At 45.0% G+C, this 14,915-nt stretch carries 15 protein-coding genes; 3 read left to right on the forward strand and 12 right to left on the reverse strand.

Features of this window, described 5'->3' with window-relative positions; genetic code table 11:
• Positions 1-19: 19 nt before the first annotated feature.
• Together OM95_RS08100 and OM95_RS08105 are read right to left on the reverse strand one after the other, a co-directional pair.
• Positions 20-1,897 (reverse strand): tetratricopeptide repeat protein, encoded by a 1,878-nt coding sequence (locus OM95_RS08100; protein WP_041872422.1) that lies wholly within the window; start codon positions 1,895-1,897, stop codon positions 20-22.
• A gap of 93 nt (positions 1,898-1,990) precedes the next feature.
• Positions 1,991-2,485 carry a hypothetical protein gene (locus tag OM95_RS08105; RefSeq protein WP_041872424.1) on the reverse strand — a complete coding sequence of 165 codons (495 nt, stop codon included), beginning with the start codon at positions 2,483-2,485 and terminating at the stop codon, positions 1,991-1,993.
• A 284-nt stretch (positions 2,486-2,769) separates the two neighbouring features.
• On the opposite strand from OM95_RS08105, the gene OM95_RS08110 reads away from it, so the two are divergent.
• Positions 2,770-3,294: a polyhydroxyalkanoate synthesis regulator DNA-binding domain-containing protein gene (locus OM95_RS08110; protein ID WP_253696552.1), complete on the forward strand. Its 525-nt coding sequence runs from the start codon at positions 2,770-2,772 to the stop codon at positions 3,292-3,294.
• A gap of 55 nt (positions 3,295-3,349) precedes the next feature.
• Here the strand turns inward: OM95_RS08110 and OM95_RS08115 are convergent, their stop codons facing one another.
• Positions 3,350-4,591, reverse strand: a complete 1,242-nt coding sequence (locus OM95_RS08115) for a hypothetical protein (protein ID WP_041872427.1) — start codon at positions 4,589-4,591, stop codon at positions 3,350-3,352.
• A gap of 4 nt (positions 4,592-4,595) precedes the next feature.
• Positions 4,596-5,195, reverse strand: a complete 600-nt coding sequence (gene lpoB, locus OM95_RS08120; protein ID WP_041872430.1) for a penicillin-binding protein activator LpoB — start codon at positions 5,193-5,195, stop codon at positions 4,596-4,598.
• A gap of 141 nt (positions 5,196-5,336) precedes the next feature.
• Between lpoB and OM95_RS08125 the strand changes: the two genes are divergently transcribed.
• Positions 5,337-5,741, forward strand: coding sequence for a JAB domain-containing protein (locus OM95_RS08125; protein ID WP_041872737.1), 405 nt, complete (start codon positions 5,337-5,339; stop codon positions 5,739-5,741).
• On the opposite strand, the gene OM95_RS08130 is transcribed toward OM95_RS08125, so the two are convergent.
• The gene (locus OM95_RS08130) at positions 5,742-6,347 is read right to left on the reverse strand and encodes a hypothetical protein (RefSeq protein WP_291515882.1); all 606 of its coding nucleotides are present in this window, start codon (positions 6,345-6,347) and stop codon (positions 5,742-5,744) included.
• Between the two features lie 254 nt (positions 6,348-6,601).
• On the opposite strand from OM95_RS08130, the gene OM95_RS08140 reads away from it, so the two are divergent.
• The gene (locus OM95_RS08140) at positions 6,602-7,087 is read left to right on the forward strand and encodes a hypothetical protein (RefSeq protein ID WP_041872740.1); all 486 of its coding nucleotides are present in this window, start codon (positions 6,602-6,604) and stop codon (positions 7,085-7,087) included.
• 53 nt (positions 7,088-7,140) lie between these two features.
• Here OM95_RS08140 and OM95_RS08145 read toward each other — a convergent pair whose 3' ends face one another.
• The 7 genes from OM95_RS08145 to OM95_RS08175 form a co-directional block, all read right to left on the reverse strand.
• Positions 7,141-8,079: a spore coat protein U domain-containing protein gene (locus OM95_RS08145; protein ID WP_041872435.1), complete on the reverse strand. Its 939-nt coding sequence runs from the start codon at positions 8,077-8,079 to the stop codon at positions 7,141-7,143.
• Positions 8,076-10,490: a fimbria/pilus outer membrane usher protein gene (locus tag OM95_RS08150; RefSeq protein WP_291515885.1), complete on the reverse strand. Its 2,415-nt coding sequence runs from the start codon at positions 10,488-10,490 to the stop codon at positions 8,076-8,078. Before OM95_RS08150 ends, OM95_RS08145 begins: the two co-directional genes overlap by 4 nt.
• Complete coding sequence (locus OM95_RS08155) at positions 10,487-11,218, reverse strand: fimbria/pilus periplasmic chaperone (RefSeq protein WP_041872440.1); 732 nt, start codon at positions 11,216-11,218, stop codon at positions 10,487-10,489. Before OM95_RS08155 ends, OM95_RS08150 begins: the two co-directional genes overlap by 4 nt.
• An 83-nt stretch (positions 11,219-11,301) precedes the next feature.
• On the reverse strand, positions 11,302-11,526 hold the full coding sequence (locus OM95_RS08160; RefSeq protein ID WP_041872443.1) for a hypothetical protein: 225 nt from the start codon (positions 11,524-11,526) through the stop codon (positions 11,302-11,304).
• A gap of 32 nt (positions 11,527-11,558) precedes the next feature.
• Positions 11,559-13,421: an ATP-binding protein gene (locus OM95_RS08165; protein ID WP_291515887.1), complete on the reverse strand. Its 1,863-nt coding sequence runs from the start codon at positions 13,419-13,421 to the stop codon at positions 11,559-11,561.
• 101 nt (positions 13,422-13,522) lie between these two features.
• Entirely contained in the window at positions 13,523-14,458 is a 936-nt protein-coding gene (locus tag OM95_RS08170) for a hypothetical protein (protein WP_041872449.1), read from the reverse strand.
• Entirely contained in the window at positions 14,442-14,909 is a 468-nt protein-coding gene (locus OM95_RS08175) for a hypothetical protein (protein ID WP_041872452.1), read from the reverse strand. The genes OM95_RS08170 and OM95_RS08175 overlap by 17 nt, the downstream gene beginning before the upstream one ends.
• Positions 14,910-14,915 lie beyond the last annotated feature (6 nt).

Below are 14,915 nucleotides of genomic sequence, written 5' to 3' on the forward strand. Positions count from 1 at the left end.
GATTTCATTTTAAATAGATCTATTTGCTTGTGTCGTGCTCTGCAATCGGCACTTCCGCTTTTGGCTCTGACGCTGGCATTCTTGGCGAAAGAAGCTCCTGCTTTTCGATCGCAGTGATCTTACCACGAATTTCTTCAACCTTCTTTTTGTCCGTTTCCAGATCAGCCGCTTTACGATACATCTTTTTGGCTTTGTCGACCATGGATTGCTTAAGATAAGCATCGCCAAGATGTTCTGCGATAATACTGACAGTTGATTGGTATTTATGAGCCGCTTCTAAGAACTTGATAGACTCAGTAAATTTGTTCTGCTTGTACAAAATCCAACCCAGCGTATCCAGAACATAACCATCTTTTGGTTCAAGCTCTAGCGCACGACGAGCTAACTTTTCCGCCTGCGGCAATTGCACGCCCATTTCCGCCCATGTGAACGCCAAATAGTTCATGCCCTGCACATGATTCGGATCTAATTCCAAAACTTTTTTCATCTCATTAACAACGACTTCTTTATTTCCCAAACGATCATTGATCGTTCCATAGTAGAAGCGAAGCTGCGCATTTTCAGGAAACTTCTCTAAGCCCTGTTGCAGAACTTTAGAGGCCCCCTTGTAATCCGACTTTTCATCTAACAAAGAAGCATACATCGCAAAAATCTGAGGCTGATCTTGACGATCTTTCAGACCTTTTGCCGCCACTTCCAAGCCCTCCTCCAAACGACCTAAGCCTTTAAGAAGATAGGCAGCGTGCACAACGGCTTCGCCGTAGTAAGTGCTGCTGGACGGGATCTTACGATATTCCTTCACGGCTTTTTCAGCCTTGCGAGTTTCTTCGTAAACCGCAGCCAAGTAGAAACGAACTTTGTCTGATTCTGGCGCTTCTTTAAGAATATCCTCAAGCTTTTGCGCTGCTTGATCATAGTGTTTCTGTTCAATCAGAATCAAAGCCATTTTCATACGAACATTTAACGGTTCTTCAGACTCGGACTCAACGATCACCAATTGATCATAAGCGTTTTCGTAATCACCTTGTTCGATGTAAATCTGCGCTAAAACTTCAGCGATGCGAGCACTGGGAGTATTTTCTTTTTGGAACTCTTTGTACATCGCAATGGCTTTATCTTCTTTCTTTTGTTTTGCATAAAGAGATCCCAAAGAAAGAAGAGCATCCGCAAAGTTAGGTTTTAACTTAAGAGTCTTCTTAAAAGACTCTTCGGCGGCTTTCTGATATTTCGTTTCTGGCTGTTCCATACGAACACGGCCGATGTAATAGTGCGCCAGATGTGGCGTCGTGTACTCGGGATTCTTCAGCAAGGACTCAAAGTATGAAACGGCTTTGTCTGACTGCTTTTGTTCTGAATACAAAGCACCAATATAAAGAGGCGCTTCCGTATTGGCCGGCTCAAGCTTCATCACGGTAGAATATTCCGCCAAAGCCTTAGGATAAAGCCTCATCGAGGAATACAAACCACCCAAAAGAAGGCGAGCATCCACATTTTTGGGATCTTTTTTAACAGCCTCTTCTGCTTGCACCAGAGATTCCGAGATCATGCCTTGTTTTAAGTACTCGGCCGCCAAACGCATGTTCACAGCCGGAGATTCTTGGTCGTACACCAACACGGTCTTAAAAGCTTCGATCGCTTTTTGCGAATTTCCGTCAAGGCTGTAAGCCTCGCCCATCGCAAAATTATAGTCCGCTTGAGTGCGCATATAAAAAGGATCTAACTTTGCGCTTCCATCTTGGGCCACGATTGCAGGAGCAAAAGATGCAGGAGCTCTGTTTTTGTCATCGAATGACGCTTCATAATAGGTGGCTTTGTCCGCGTCGTTCTGTGTGAACGTCGCACATGCCGTCAGCGTCAACAAAATAGGGATTAAGGAAGTCCTAGTGAATAAAAACATCTGATCTCCTAGTTACATGCTGATCGGCATGTTTTGAGATTTTGTTGATGTATCAGGACTTCATCGCGACCTAGGCCGTGATTGGAGGAATATCTAATTCTGAGACATGCTCAAAAGGACTCCCACATCGTCACCGGAGTAAACAGGCTGTTCTTTAAGAGCGATTTCTTCGTTTTCCAAATTCGCAGTGTCCACTTTCTGGTTTGGCCCCGAGGACCAAACCACGATGCGGATTTTGCCAGCCTGATGGCCCGACAGAATGCGGTATTTATAAGGCTGCCCCCAGGGGTCTAAACCCATGGTCCCCGTACTGCGTATATTTTCGGGTGAAAGCGCCGTCTCTTGGGCCACAGAGGCCGGAATGCGGGAAGATTTTGCATGTGAATTGGCGGTCGTTTTTGCTGCTTCGCGGTATATTTGAATCACTTGATAACCGACGACTTCGGCCTTTTGGCGGGCTAATTCGGTCCGTGAGTCCTGTATTTGGCGGTTCCACGGAGTCGCAATAATCGCGGTTGAGAAACCAACAAGGCCCAGTAAAGCCAGGACTCCAGAGGACTTAAATTCTTGTTTTTGCTCATTTTTCATTAATTTACTTCCCGCCAAGAAAGTTTGTATAAATACATTTCGGCGGGCATTGGAAAAAACTTTAGACAAAGGTCTGTGAAATTAAATAAAACTAATGGCAGTTTGCAGAATAAATAACGCCTGGAGTCTTTTCTTTTGATTTGAGGACCCCTTGACAAGGGGTGGCGGCAGGGATAGGTTGCGCCCATCTGCAAGGGGACGCTGAATCATTTAGCACTTATATCTCCTTGAGACTTTGGGGAAATTTCAAATTGGGAGGCACTTTGATCAACCAAAACGAAACAATGACATCGAAGCCAAATTCTAAAGTAAAAATCATCAAGCGTTATCAGAATCGCAAACTCTACGACACTCAACAAAGCTGCTACGTTACTTTGGACGATATCGCTAAGATGATCCGTACAAACGAAGAAGTAATGGTTATCGATAATAAATCTAAAAACGATATCACTGCTGCTACTTTGACTCAGATCATTTTCGAAGCGGAAAAGAAAGCATCTCAATACGCTCCTCTTTTCACTCTTCGTGAAATCATCCAAAATGGCAACGGCAGCATCTCTGGTTACTTGGCTAAGCTTGGCGCGTTCCCTCAGGACTACATGACTAAGCAACAAGTGAACACAGTGATCGAAAACGCTTCAACTGACAGCGTAAAACAAAACTTGGAAAACCGCGTTGCTACTGCTGCAACACGCTACAATACAGACACTACTGCTAAAGTAGCTGCTGAAAAAGCGACTGTTCTTCCTGGTTTGCAACAAGACGACGAAACTCCAAATCTTCCTGGTTCTTCTTTGTTGAACAACTAAGATTTGAAGTAAATTCGAAGTTCTTTAAAAAGCCTCGCTCAAAGCGGGGCTTTTTTTATTTCAAAGATCGCCAAATTACGAACTTCTTTTGGCCGGCCCGAATTTCAATCTCGCGATTTTCAAGCCCTTCTCCGGTGGATGCACCTGACATATCCAGTCCATCAATACTGTAGATATATTTCCCGGGCGCCAGGGGGACACGAATAGTTTGGATAGTTTGAGGAAGTGTGGACCATTGCCGAACGTCCGCGCGATCCGCCACATTCAGGGCAATCCAGGTCAGAGCTCCCAAAAGCTCATCTTTCTGACGAACCTGGTCCGACAGCACAGCTTTGGTGGCCACACCCGCCACGCGCTTCGCGATAAGGATTCCCTGATCCTCATTCAATGTTTCGATCGCGGCGCTTTGCACGTCATAAATTTCTCGGCTTAGGTAGTTCTTTCCGACAACATTCAAACGCGCTTTCTGAGTTTCACTAAAAACAGGGACTAATGTTGGGAAACGGTACTCACTGCGACTAGGGGCCTTTCGAGGTCCCCAGCCTTGTTGATAGATAATCACCAACTCGCCCATGCTCCGGTCGTACCAAGAGCTTTCTTCTTTAACTTCCGGAAACTTTTTCTTCCAATCCTGATATGAATCCATCCGCCGGGCTAACTTTGCCGAACGAATAAGATCCTCTCGAATCGTTGAAATAGAGGGATCGATTTTATAGGCCTCGGCGTAGGCAATATAAGCATCGTCGTAGCTACGACTGGCTTCCCAAATCATGGCCGAGAGATATTTACTGAAAGAGTTCAGCTCAAAAGCTTTCTTTTCATCGGCGCGATATTTTAAATACTTTTCATTGATCCGACGAGCTTCAACCAACGCATCATCTAGTTGATTGAGCTCCAGAAAATTCATCGCAAGATAGGCATTAATAAAAATCTTTTCAAATGTGTCGCCTTTGTACTGAACCATCTCTTCGTTCAAAGCCAAAGATCCCGCGATCCGGGAAACCGACTGATAGTCGACAAGTTCAGAGAGCCGATCCGCCTGAAGGAAAATCTGATTGCTTTCCTTGAGTCTTCCTGCCACTTGCAAGGCCACCCCATAATCCAACAGATAAACCAATTGATCGTCATTAGGAGACTCTGCCAATGGTTTCAAATCCGCCAGGGCTTTATCATAGTCACGGCGAGACAAAGCCGCGCGAGCCTCTTGAACTTTATTCTGATAGGTCGCGCAACCCGTAAGATACAGAGCTAAAAAAAGACCCACGACAGGCGTGAGTCTTTGCAAATTCAGTTTCATCTAATTAAAGACCAACCGCTTTTTTCTTAAATGTTTTACGAATTTGTTTTTGGTCTGACCAAGTGATCATGCTGGTTTTCAGGTTTGTCAGGTTTAATGTCAGCTTATAATAAACCGATTTATCCTTACCCACTTCCTGAACGATAGAATCAAGACGGCCGTTGATAATGAAGTCGGCACCGACTTGGCCACCAGGACCTTTTTTGGATTCCTGCTCAACCATGCCCGAGTTCTGATAATTGTATTCGTCTGCGATATCCTGACGTGCTTCCTTATCAATGAAACCCACTTTTCCAGATTTCATAAGTTCGACACGAACCATATCCATGATGCTTTGAGTATCGATGTGCTCACTTGTCTTATTCTGAAGACCGGTCACCATCACTACGGGCATCTTTTTCGCACCGTTGATCGCCGGAGCATTCATTAAACTGGCAACCAAGTCCGCAACCGCTTTTTGCATATCTGTTTCAGACCATTGATCGTTCATCAAGTTTTCACGATTTACGTCGTCGTACTGACCTTTTACGAAAGCCTTGGGACCACAACTAGTCATTGCCAAGAACGAAAGAGCGAGAGCTGCTAAAGCAAGATTCCTTTTCATATTACCTTCCTACATTTAAGGATACTCCCAAAGTCTATGTCGAGGTTTTCGGACACGCAAGTCCGAATCAGAAACCCTAATTTAGTCCATATCTGAGGTTGTGATACAGGCTCATTTGCAGTTTATTCAATTATGAATGATGTGTCCTCAAGTCTACACGCCTATGAATTACTCCGCGCACAAATCAATCCTTATGCCGAAGAACTTTGGCTCATTGCCCTAAACTCGCAGATGGAAATGGTGCAAAAGGAAATGATTTTTCGTGGAACTGCGGATCATTGCCTAGTTCATCCTCGCGACATATTTCGCACCTTGATTTTATGCAACGCAAGTTCGTTCGTCATGGCCCACAATCATCCGAGCAACCAAGCGCTGCCCTCGGAACAAGACTTAGTCTTCACACGTAAGATTTATCAACTGGCAATGATGTTTCAAATACCTCTGAACGATCATTTGGTCATGACCGCCACTCAGTATTACAGCATGGCAGATCATGGCCACTTTAAAAAATGGCGCAAAAATTCTGTTCAGTATCTTTATGAATAGCTATTGAAGGATGTCGTCGCCACCACCGAAAAGTTCCATGGAATTTGAATTTCCACGTTTCAATGGTTGAACGGAAATAACTCGACTAAGATCTTCGCTCAAAATCACTCGGTACCCACCACGACGCGCATTTTCAATAAATTGTCTGGCGTATTCTTCTTTGTAGGCCTGAGAGTATTCATGCATCTGCTGCTGATTGAAGAGTTCCTTCTGAACGATTTCGTCCGGTGAAAGAGCCTGTTCTTTCTTTTCACCACGCCCCAACTCATTAGCTAATTCGGCAGCGCGATTATCCATACTTAGATCCAAAGTCTCGTTATTACGATAAGCCGGTTGTGGTTCCGTGCGATTGAAATCTGTGTTTAACAATCGCGCATTTTCAACGGCCATGCGCTGGCGTTCCAATTCCATTCTTTCGTTGGTCAACATCAAATGCTTATTCACGGATTTTTCGTATTTTTCTGATTTTAATTTAGCCGATACACCTTCACCTTTGGGCTTAGGGTCAGGCTCTCCCAAATAGGCAAAGATCAACCCTGCCGCCCCTAAAAACAGGAGAAGCGCAAGAAGCATAGATCGTTCTTTTTGGTCCTTTTGGGCTTCCATACAAAGGCTTTATCGGCTCAAGTGGATGATTTCTTAAGAAAAAGAGGCCTGCTCACTTCGTTAAAGATTTGGTGTTCTTTCGGTGCCAAAGGCAAACGCATGTCAAGCGTTCTTGGTTACGATGTCTTATTCTTAGACAGTTTCAGTGTTTCCTTGTTCATTTAATCGCAATTCCTGGATGGCACACGACGTGAAGTAAAGATTCGGTGAAAGTTTTGAACAATAAATTCTTCTATCGAAGAAAGGATCTTTACATGAAAATTACTAAAATTGCGACCGCAGTAATGGCGACTTTGGCTTTAGGCTCAACTGCGATGGCAGCCTCTTCGGGCACTCTTCTTCTTCAAGGTACGGTGTCTGTTGTCAATGACATCGTTGTTGCGGCTAACACTGCCAACAATACTTCTTTAAATATCACCGGTGGCGAAACGGGGAAAAACGTGGCGACGGTGACTGAGACCTCAAATAATTTAAACGGTTATAAAATTAAAATCTCATCTCCAACAGGTGGCGAGCTTAGACACACGACGAACTCAGCACAAAAAACCACTTACAAAATTGGGTATGACGGTGCGGCTTCTGTAACTCCAACTGTCGCAGGTGTTGTTGTTAAGAACGTAACGGCGCTGACGGGTCTGACCACAGACACCTCTGAGGTTGCTGTGGATGTAACGGCTTACGCAAATGCGGCTGCTGGTACTTACCAAGACACCTTGACGATTGCTATCGAAGCAAACTAGTTCCGCTAGCTTAAAGCTAAAGAATAGAAAGCCAACCCTCGAGGTTGGCTTTTTTATTCGGCAGATTGCACTGTCAAAGTAATCGTGTCGGAATAAGTTCCCGACTGCTGATTGGTCGCAACAGTTCCGATTGTCGCCGAAACTGGCAAAACTGTCCCGCTAGCCGGCGACCTTCCCAAAACCCTCGCCACCTGAATGGGGTTAGAAGCCGTTCCGGATAAATTGATCGCACTTCCACTGATGGTTAGCACATAGGAAATAAATTGATTCGCCGTCGAATGTTTAAGGCGACCGTTGTTTTGAGAAGAGGCATAAAGCATATATCCTGCGTTGTATTTCAGAATAATAGAAGCCGCACGTGTTAATCCCGTCGACAGAGCCCCGAAGTTCATCGTCTCTGTCGTGTCGCCAATATCAAATTCCCCGCCGGGGGCCGTGATCGATATGTCGGCTCTCTTCTGAGCATTGTAATAAAAAGCAATCGCACGAGAATCGATAAAGGTATAATTGCCTGGAGAGGCCGGTGAACCTTTATACAAACGGGCCGTCAAAGTTTCCGAATAATTTCCAAATTTTAGCCAAGGGTTGGAATCATCAATCTGGGCATAGTAAGTCACATTCACTTGTCTGTCGTTATTGCCCTCTGCCAGTGATCCCGTGAGCACGTCGTTAGGGCCTGTCACAAAAGGAAAGTGTTTCAGAATATTTTGTTGGGCCGAGTCTTTGGACACTTGAAAGGGCCACTTATCAGATCCCTGTTCAAGTGCACGACTGGAATAGGACGAAGCGTCCCCGTTATCAAAAGTAATAAAAAAATCGCAGCCGCCAAACTGCGTGTTTGCCTTGACTGTGAAAGTGGGTGCCGCCGTATTTGTATTATTAAAATTAACTGCCGTCTGTGATGTCTGCAACTGCATGTTGTGGCAGTTATCAACATCCGCCAAAGCGATTTGATTCATAAATAGCAGCGTCAGAAAAAAGAGTGTTCTCATTCACTATCCTCTTTCTTTAAAACAATGCTTCCCAAATCCAGTGAATTTCCAGGAGCTTCTTTGACTTCAAAATACAGAGGTCCAAGATAAGGGCGATCGGTCATGATTTTATATTTTCCTGGCTCTAAACCTTCAATAAGAAATCCGCCGTTTTTGTTTGTGAAGAACGTATTATCCACGAGCTGATCCTGTGAATTTAGAATATCTCCGGCGATATATGAAAGAACGCGACCATTTTGATCAACGACACGACCTTTCACCATGACTTTCTTTTTCAAGTTCAGGTTCAACAGGATTCCGCTTCGATACGTGGGTTGCACATTATAGTATTCTTTTTCCAGCAAATAGCCGACCGGTAGTGACGTAGAGTCCACATTTACTGTATACTTGTAATAAGCCGTTTGATCGCGCAAGACGCTGGTGTGACGAGGGCCGAGTTTCGCTTCACCCTTGTCGCCGTTTGGGTTGATTACCAACTCTTGTTCTTCAGGCAAGATTTCCGAATGAACTAAAACGAAACTGTCGTAGATTGGTTGCGTCAGCGCCGCGTGTGAACCGACCCAGGCGATGCCGGTGTTAAGACCCAAGGACGTTGTATTGATGTCCGAAGAATTCTGGCGAGAGGTGAAATGTTCTAAACGCAAACTAAATGCCTGTGACAAGTATTCGGCATTAAGATTTCCACCTTCATTGCCATCGCTTCCCTGCAAAGAGGCAGAGGCCCTGAAATCATCATACTTGTAAAGGTTATTTCTGTTCACGGTCAAATTTGCGGACTTCTGAAGGCTGTCATAATATGCACTGGCGCTGTATTTGCCCTGAGGCTCAGCCCAGAAGAATGATATCAACCCACGATCCTCTTCATTTTGAGCTACGGTTTTATTATATCCCAGCTCAACGCGTATTTGATTGTTGATTGGAATGACAAAGTTTGCGCGATAAATTCTTTCATCGGGACCCGAAGGAACTTCCAGCGCCCCCGCGCCCAACCCAAAATACCAGTTTTGTGAAAAGCGAAAATTCAGCTGCGAATCATAGCGTCTTAAGAACGAGTTCAAACCTACATCAAGAATCGAAACGGGAACAAAATTAGGATCTCGGTTTTCAGCTTCCAGAGTCAAAACAATGGGAACATCTATTCCGAACATTCTATCCAAAGTTCGGTAACGAATCCTTTCAGCATAACCTTGGAAATCGTCACTGCGTGATGCATGCGCGCCGTCGAAAGAAAAATAGCCCCAGCGGCTGATACCAGAAAACTCAACTCCAGTTAAAGATTGAGCAAGGTAGTTTTGGAAGTTCAAACCAAAAGTAAGTTGGTCGCTCAAACCCATTCGATGAAACAATGTGACAGCACTATTCTTATCATAAGCTCGGTCGGCACCGGACTCGCTCCAAGGCTGACCGAAGGCATAAGAAAATTCTTGCACTCCCCGACCTAATAAAGTGTTTTCAAACAAAACCGAAAAATCAAAAGTCTCTTCCTGTCCGAAATCGTCGCGAATTTTAACTTTGACGTTATTCTGCCCTAGGGCTAGCGGAAAATCTCGAATGTTGAATACTCCGGGAGCCAAACGAAGCTGACTGAATAAGAATCCATTCACATAAACTTCAACAAACGAAGGCCGCTTAATAACAATTTCTGTATTACTTAAAGGACGAAGGGTTTTATAGGGTTGAATAGAAAATTCCCGCACCACAGAAAGACCTGCGATGTTAGGCGCCAATTGAAATCCACGAGCGCTTAGGGTCAAATCGCCCAGTGTATAGCGTAACATTCTTTCTTCGTCGTCTTTGCGAATGCGGGTATCCTGACGTTTCCACGGGTGAGCACTCCCCTCTAGATATTCGCCGGAAGACTCTAATACAAAGCCTCTGATATTTTCGACAAAATCCACATGCGAAGACAGAGGCAGTTTTTCGTCATTAGCACCCGAGCCATACTGATAGGATTGCTGCAGTCGCAGGTTCAAATAACCACTATGTTCGCGCGGACGTTGATAAGGGCGACTGCTCAACTCTGCATAGTTCAAATCCAAATCGTTGCCCTTACGGTATTTAAGAGGAAGATCTAACTTAAGCTCTAAGCGTGCTTCATCAAAAATTGGCGAAATGCCAACACCTTCTAAATCTTGCAACGTGACGACACCCTCGGCACGCAGACGATTTTGCAAATTTTGATAAAGGCTGTCCTTAAGATAAGGTTGCAGCCCGTTCAATAGAGGCTTGGCTTCAACTGAAAAATTTTTTCGATCATCCCTGGGAAAAATCCATGCCTCACCGATCACGCGCTGATCTAGGATTAGCGGCGCAACCAGATAGGGTTTTGCAAGCGCGGGTCGCGGCCCTTGGGCCCAAGCCGACATACTCAGGGAGGCCGTTAAAAATAGGAGGCTAAAAATCAGCTTCAATCGCCGGACTCCGCAAGTTCAAGATCTCCACGCAAGGTCTTAGTCGTTATTTCTTTGCCGGTCAGGACGGTGATCGTCTTTTCGGTCTTAGGCAGAAGATTGACGTTCTCTAAATCCGCCACTGGTGAAATGCTTGCTACCAGGCTTTCGCCAGAATAAATCTTCAAAGACTTGGGCTTCAAAACAAAATGGGCAGAACCTTCATTCGCCACTGTTACACTGAGCTTTCTTTTATCCAAAGATCTGACTTCTTTGACTTTGATCTTGGGGATCGCCCCTTCAGGAGTGACATATGCCGAAGCCACGTATTGCAGAAGAAAGTTAAGATTGACGCCGTTGGCTTTGGGCTTCGCATTCCGATCACGAAATTCAACTGGAAGCTGCGAAGCGATGATACGAAAGGCTTTTTCATCTGTCCCTTGGAATTCCCCGGACCACGTGACTCGCACATTTCTTTTTTCATTGGGCAGAAGCACCACTTGTTCAGGATAGATATTGAATTCTTCGGTTTTCTTTCGAACCTCTTCGCCCTTGTCGTCAGTGGTTCGCGTGAAAACCTCTATCTGAATCGGAACCTTTTCATTGCCAGGATTTTCCAAAGTCAGAACTTGTGTCGCTTTGGGTCCTGTCGGCGAAAAATGAACCACCATCGGTGTCAGACGAAATGCAAAGGATACACAGGGAATGAGCACAAAACCAAGAATCACGGCCAGAATATTTTTGAACATATTCATTAGCTTATCGAAGTGCTTTCAGAGGGGAAACGTCGAAAATGTTTGGATTTTAACAACTAGTCCTAAGAGAGGAAAAATCAAGGCGCGGAAACACGCACGATGGATGCTGGTCGGCGCTTTTCAATTTCAGTTTTCAGTCCGGGAGAACTCTTGGATTGAATATGAGCTTGTCCCGCTTTTCCAAAATGAATATTCACTTCAGCTTTAAGAGGCACTGTTCCCGATAGTTTTAACGGCGCAGATTCTTGCGCATAAGCCGCAAATGCGATGAAGAAAAAGAGCCAAGAAATGAGTGCTTTCATATTTTTCTTCTCGGCGTAACCAGACCAAAGCTTTAGGACAAAGGTGCGGGATTCTTTTCTTGAATCGGCGGGTATACGGGAATGATCACGATAAATTCGGTTCCAACACCCACTTCGGAGCGGGCCTGAATTTCCCCCCCGTGATTTTGAATAATGCCGTAAGAGATACTCAGACCTAAACCGGTGCCTTGACCAACGCCTTTCGTAGTGAAGAACGGATCGAAAATTTTCTCAAGCGTTTCGGCTGACATTCCTTTTCCGCTGTCTTGAATTGAGATTTGCACCCATCCACGACGATCCTTAGACCCTTTGTAGTCTTTCAAAGCCGTCGTAGAAATCCAGATATGACCCGTTCCTTCTATAGCCTGGACGGCGTTTGAAAGAATATTCATAAACACCTGATTGATCTGACTTGCGTAACAATGAATCATCGGAATTGGTTCGTATTGTCGATGAACTTCCAAACGGTTTTTGATTTCGCCCTGAAGAAGATTCAAAGTCGTATCCAAACTTTGATGCACGTCGATCTCTTGAAGTTTCGCCTCTTCCAATCTGGAAAAGTTTCTTAAGCCCAACACAATATCACGTGTGCGACGAGCGCCGTCCTGACAGGACGCCACCAACTTCGGCAGATCCTTGACGATATAGTCAAACTCGTACTCTTCTTTGACCTGCGGAAGTTTTTTGGGGTCCTTTTCTGCGACCTCAGCAATTTGTATCAGTTTTTCAGAATATTCTTTTAGGTGGGTCATATTGCTGTAAATAAAACCAATAGGATTATTCAGCTCATGAGCCACGCCCGCGACCAACTGACCTAGACTGACCATCTTTGCCGAGTGGACCAGTTTGGTTTGTGTGTCCTTTAATTCTTTATTCGCAGCTTCAAGCTCTGTGATTTTTTTTCTAAGATCCGAACGTGCTTGCCAGATCTTCTTACTCATTTCGTTAAAGGACTCCGTCAGAAGACCAATCTCGGTGTCATTCTTCACCGGAATTGTCACCGCTTGCTCTTGAGATTCAAAAGACTGTAGCGCATCCACCAAATCATACAAAGGTTTCAATACCCAGCTTGAAGTCACAAGAATTGTGAGAACGAGTAGCACGACAACAGCGCCGACAACCGTAATAAAAGCGTAGTTTACATTTTTAAGAACAGCCTTTGCTTCACTTTTCGATGCACCCAGGGCGACGTAAAACTTCGTGATTCCCCAATCCAAAGGATATACTAAAAAGCCATAAGGTGTGGTTCGAATATTTAAGTCAAAGAATGGTTCGGCTCCGGGACGAAAATAAGGGCGGAAAAAGTCTTTTTTATAAAGATAGAAGTCAGGATGACTAGCGACGACAACCTGGCCCGAGTCCTTAAAAAATATCAATTCAAGCTTTAGACGGTTCTTAATTTTTCCTACGAAAGTTTTGTCGATATCCACAATCTGTTCCACATAGCCGACAACACGTCCGCCGGCTCCGGTCACTTTCGATATCAAAATCAAGTTTACTTTTTGATTTTCGCCGAACTCAGCCAGGGCGATTTCATTTTCGTCTTTCACCTGAGCCATGTACTTAGCCGACAGGAATACAGCATCTTGAGTCGGCACAAAACTGCGAATGACATCCTTGTCGTCTTTGAAAACCGAAGCCAACATCCGTCCTTCACGATTGAAAAAGGTCAGACTAGAAATATTGTCGGAACGAATCCATTGACTTGAAAGAGTACGAAGTGTCGAACCCTCTCCCATTGTGATGTGATAGACAAGGCTGGGGTCACGAACATATTTGTCACGCTTTTGCTGAAGACCGGAACGAAGATCCGTCAAGGCCACTTCAATTTCACGCGCATTTCCACTAAGGCGTTGCGAGAGTTCATGATCAATGGCCTTTTCGTATTTGATCATGGAATAAATTGTGACGAACGCTAAAGGTACAACTGAGAAAAGAACAAACCAAACGATCAGAATCGTACGTAATGATCTTTTAGGTTTCTTCCTTAGAGTTTTCACTTCTTGGCTTCATCCACAGTAATAATAAGTCGCACGATTCCGTCAGGCATCACGCGAGGATGTTTTTCCTTTGCAATCTTCGGTTTTCCGTAAGTACCCAGGAATGTCATAAGATCCTGGTATTTTGCTTCAGGAATGGTGAAGTGATAGTACATAGAGGTCGAAGTTTTTTTCCAGCCCAGTTCCACGGCTCCGGCTTTACGTCCACCCAGCTCCGCGATTTTTTCTGTGATTTTGGGACCAATCACCTCGATGTTGGTAACCGCAATGTCGCCACGATAAAGAAAACCACCGCCGGCTGCGGGACTCGTAGTAGGAGTCGGCTCGGGCGTGGGTGCGACCTTCTTCGCCGCAACTGTGGTCGGTGATGGAGCCGCCACGGGTTCTGTCGGCTCTTGAGTCGGCGTCGGCACTGGACTTGCGGTTTCTTTAACGCCTTCATCGACAAATTCAGGTTGTTCGACGATCGCGGGGGCCGTTCCGGTTTTTGAAACCTCGGCCAGAACTAACTCTTTTGAGCCCGTGCTGGTGGTTAAATCCATGACTTTTTGCCAAGGTGTGATGGATAGAAGAACAACGATACCAACCACGACAACTAAAGCTTCAAGCCCCCACTTCAGACCTTGGGGCCATTTGTCGAAATTCGATTTCTGCATCAGCACCGACATGTAGTTTGAAGGTGCATTGATTTGGCCGATAATGTGCTGAGACACGACGGTGTCTGCCAGCTTTTCGGCATAAGCCTGACCATTTTGAATTTTCGTAAGGTCTAACTGCGCATCGCGGGAAAACTTCACATGATCTTCAACGGCCAGGCGACGGTCTTTATCTAGAGACCCCGTCAGATAGTCATAAAGCAACTCGTGCCCAATAAAAGGAGAGATCTCTCTTTTTCCTTTTTTTGAAAGATGAAGGTTATTTTCCTGTGCCATGCTTTAACTTACCCACTGCTTGAGTCATACTTCCCAGCTTGCGAAGAGCGCGCCCCAAACGGTAGCGAATCGTACCTTGAGTGATACCCAGGCCTTCAGATATATCATCATCTTCAATTTTTAGAATTTTAGACCAAATCACCGTCAGAAGCTCATCTTCGGAGGCTGATTTTTGGAATTCACGCCATGGACCCAGATCAGTCCCATCGGGAATGAGCCATCCGGACTCTACCGAGGTATTTGGGCGCCCACGAGCGACACGTGCTTTGTATTTGTCCCACACCATTTTAGTGGCAGCGACAATAGCAACATCATTTTTTAAATTAGGATTTCTGTCTTTGCGAGCCCGACTAAGGGCCAGGGCCTGAGACGAAGCTTCTATCGCTTTTTGATCATCGAGTAAAGCAAAGTAGAAAAACAAAGCGATAGATTGTACGTCAGCCTCGGTCATAGTTCC

The sequence above is a fragment of the Bdellovibrio sp. ArHS genome (genome assembly GCF_000786105.1).
GTDB lineage: Bacteria > Bdellovibrionota > Bdellovibrionia > Bdellovibrionales > Bdellovibrionaceae > Bdellovibrio.

Bases quoted from the DNA above. Each gene is read 5' to 3' on its own strand.
- OM95_RS08110 (WP_253696552.1), top strand. From the start codon at position 2,770: ATGACATCGAAGCCAAATTCTAAAGTAAAAATCATCAAGCGTTATCAG.
- lpoB (WP_041872430.1), bottom strand. From the start codon at position 5,195: ATGAAAAGGAATCTTGCTTTAGCAGCTCTCGCTCTTTCGTTCTTGGCA.
- OM95_RS08105 (WP_041872424.1), bottom strand. From the start codon at position 2,485: ATGAAAAATGAGCAAAAACAAGAATTTAAGTCCTCTGGAGTCCTGGCT.
- OM95_RS08155 (WP_041872440.1), bottom strand. From the start codon at position 11,218: ATGTTCAAAAATATTCTGGCCGTGATTCTTGGTTTTGTGCTCATTCCC.
- OM95_RS08165 (WP_291515887.1), bottom strand. From the start codon at position 13,421: ATGATCAAATACGAAAAGGCCATTGATCATGAACTCTCGCAACGCCTT.
- OM95_RS08170 (WP_041872449.1), bottom strand. From the start codon at position 14,458: ATGGCACAGGAAAATAACCTTCATCTTTCAAAAAAAGGAAAAAGAGAG.
- OM95_RS08145 (WP_041872435.1), bottom strand. From the start codon at position 8,079: ATGAGAACACTCTTTTTTCTGACGCTGCTATTTATGAATCAAATCGCT.
- OM95_RS08130 (WP_291515882.1), bottom strand. From the start codon at position 6,347: ATGGAAGCCCAAAAGGACCAAAAAGAACGATCTATGCTTCTTGCGCTT.
- OM95_RS08115 (WP_041872427.1), bottom strand. From the start codon at position 4,591: ATGAAACTGAATTTGCAAAGACTCACGCCTGTCGTGGGTCTTTTTTTA.
- OM95_RS08100 (WP_041872422.1), bottom strand. From the start codon at position 1,897: ATGTTTTTATTCACTAGGACTTCCTTAATCCCTATTTTGTTGACGCTG.
- OM95_RS08175 (WP_041872452.1), bottom strand. From the start codon at position 14,909: ATGACCGAGGCTGACGTACAATCTATCGCTTTGTTTTTCTACTTTGCT.
- OM95_RS08140 (WP_041872740.1), top strand. From the start codon at position 6,602: ATGAAAATTACTAAAATTGCGACCGCAGTAATGGCGACTTTGGCTTTA.
- OM95_RS08160 (WP_041872443.1), bottom strand. From the start codon at position 11,526: ATGAAAGCACTCATTTCTTGGCTCTTTTTCTTCATCGCATTTGCGGCT.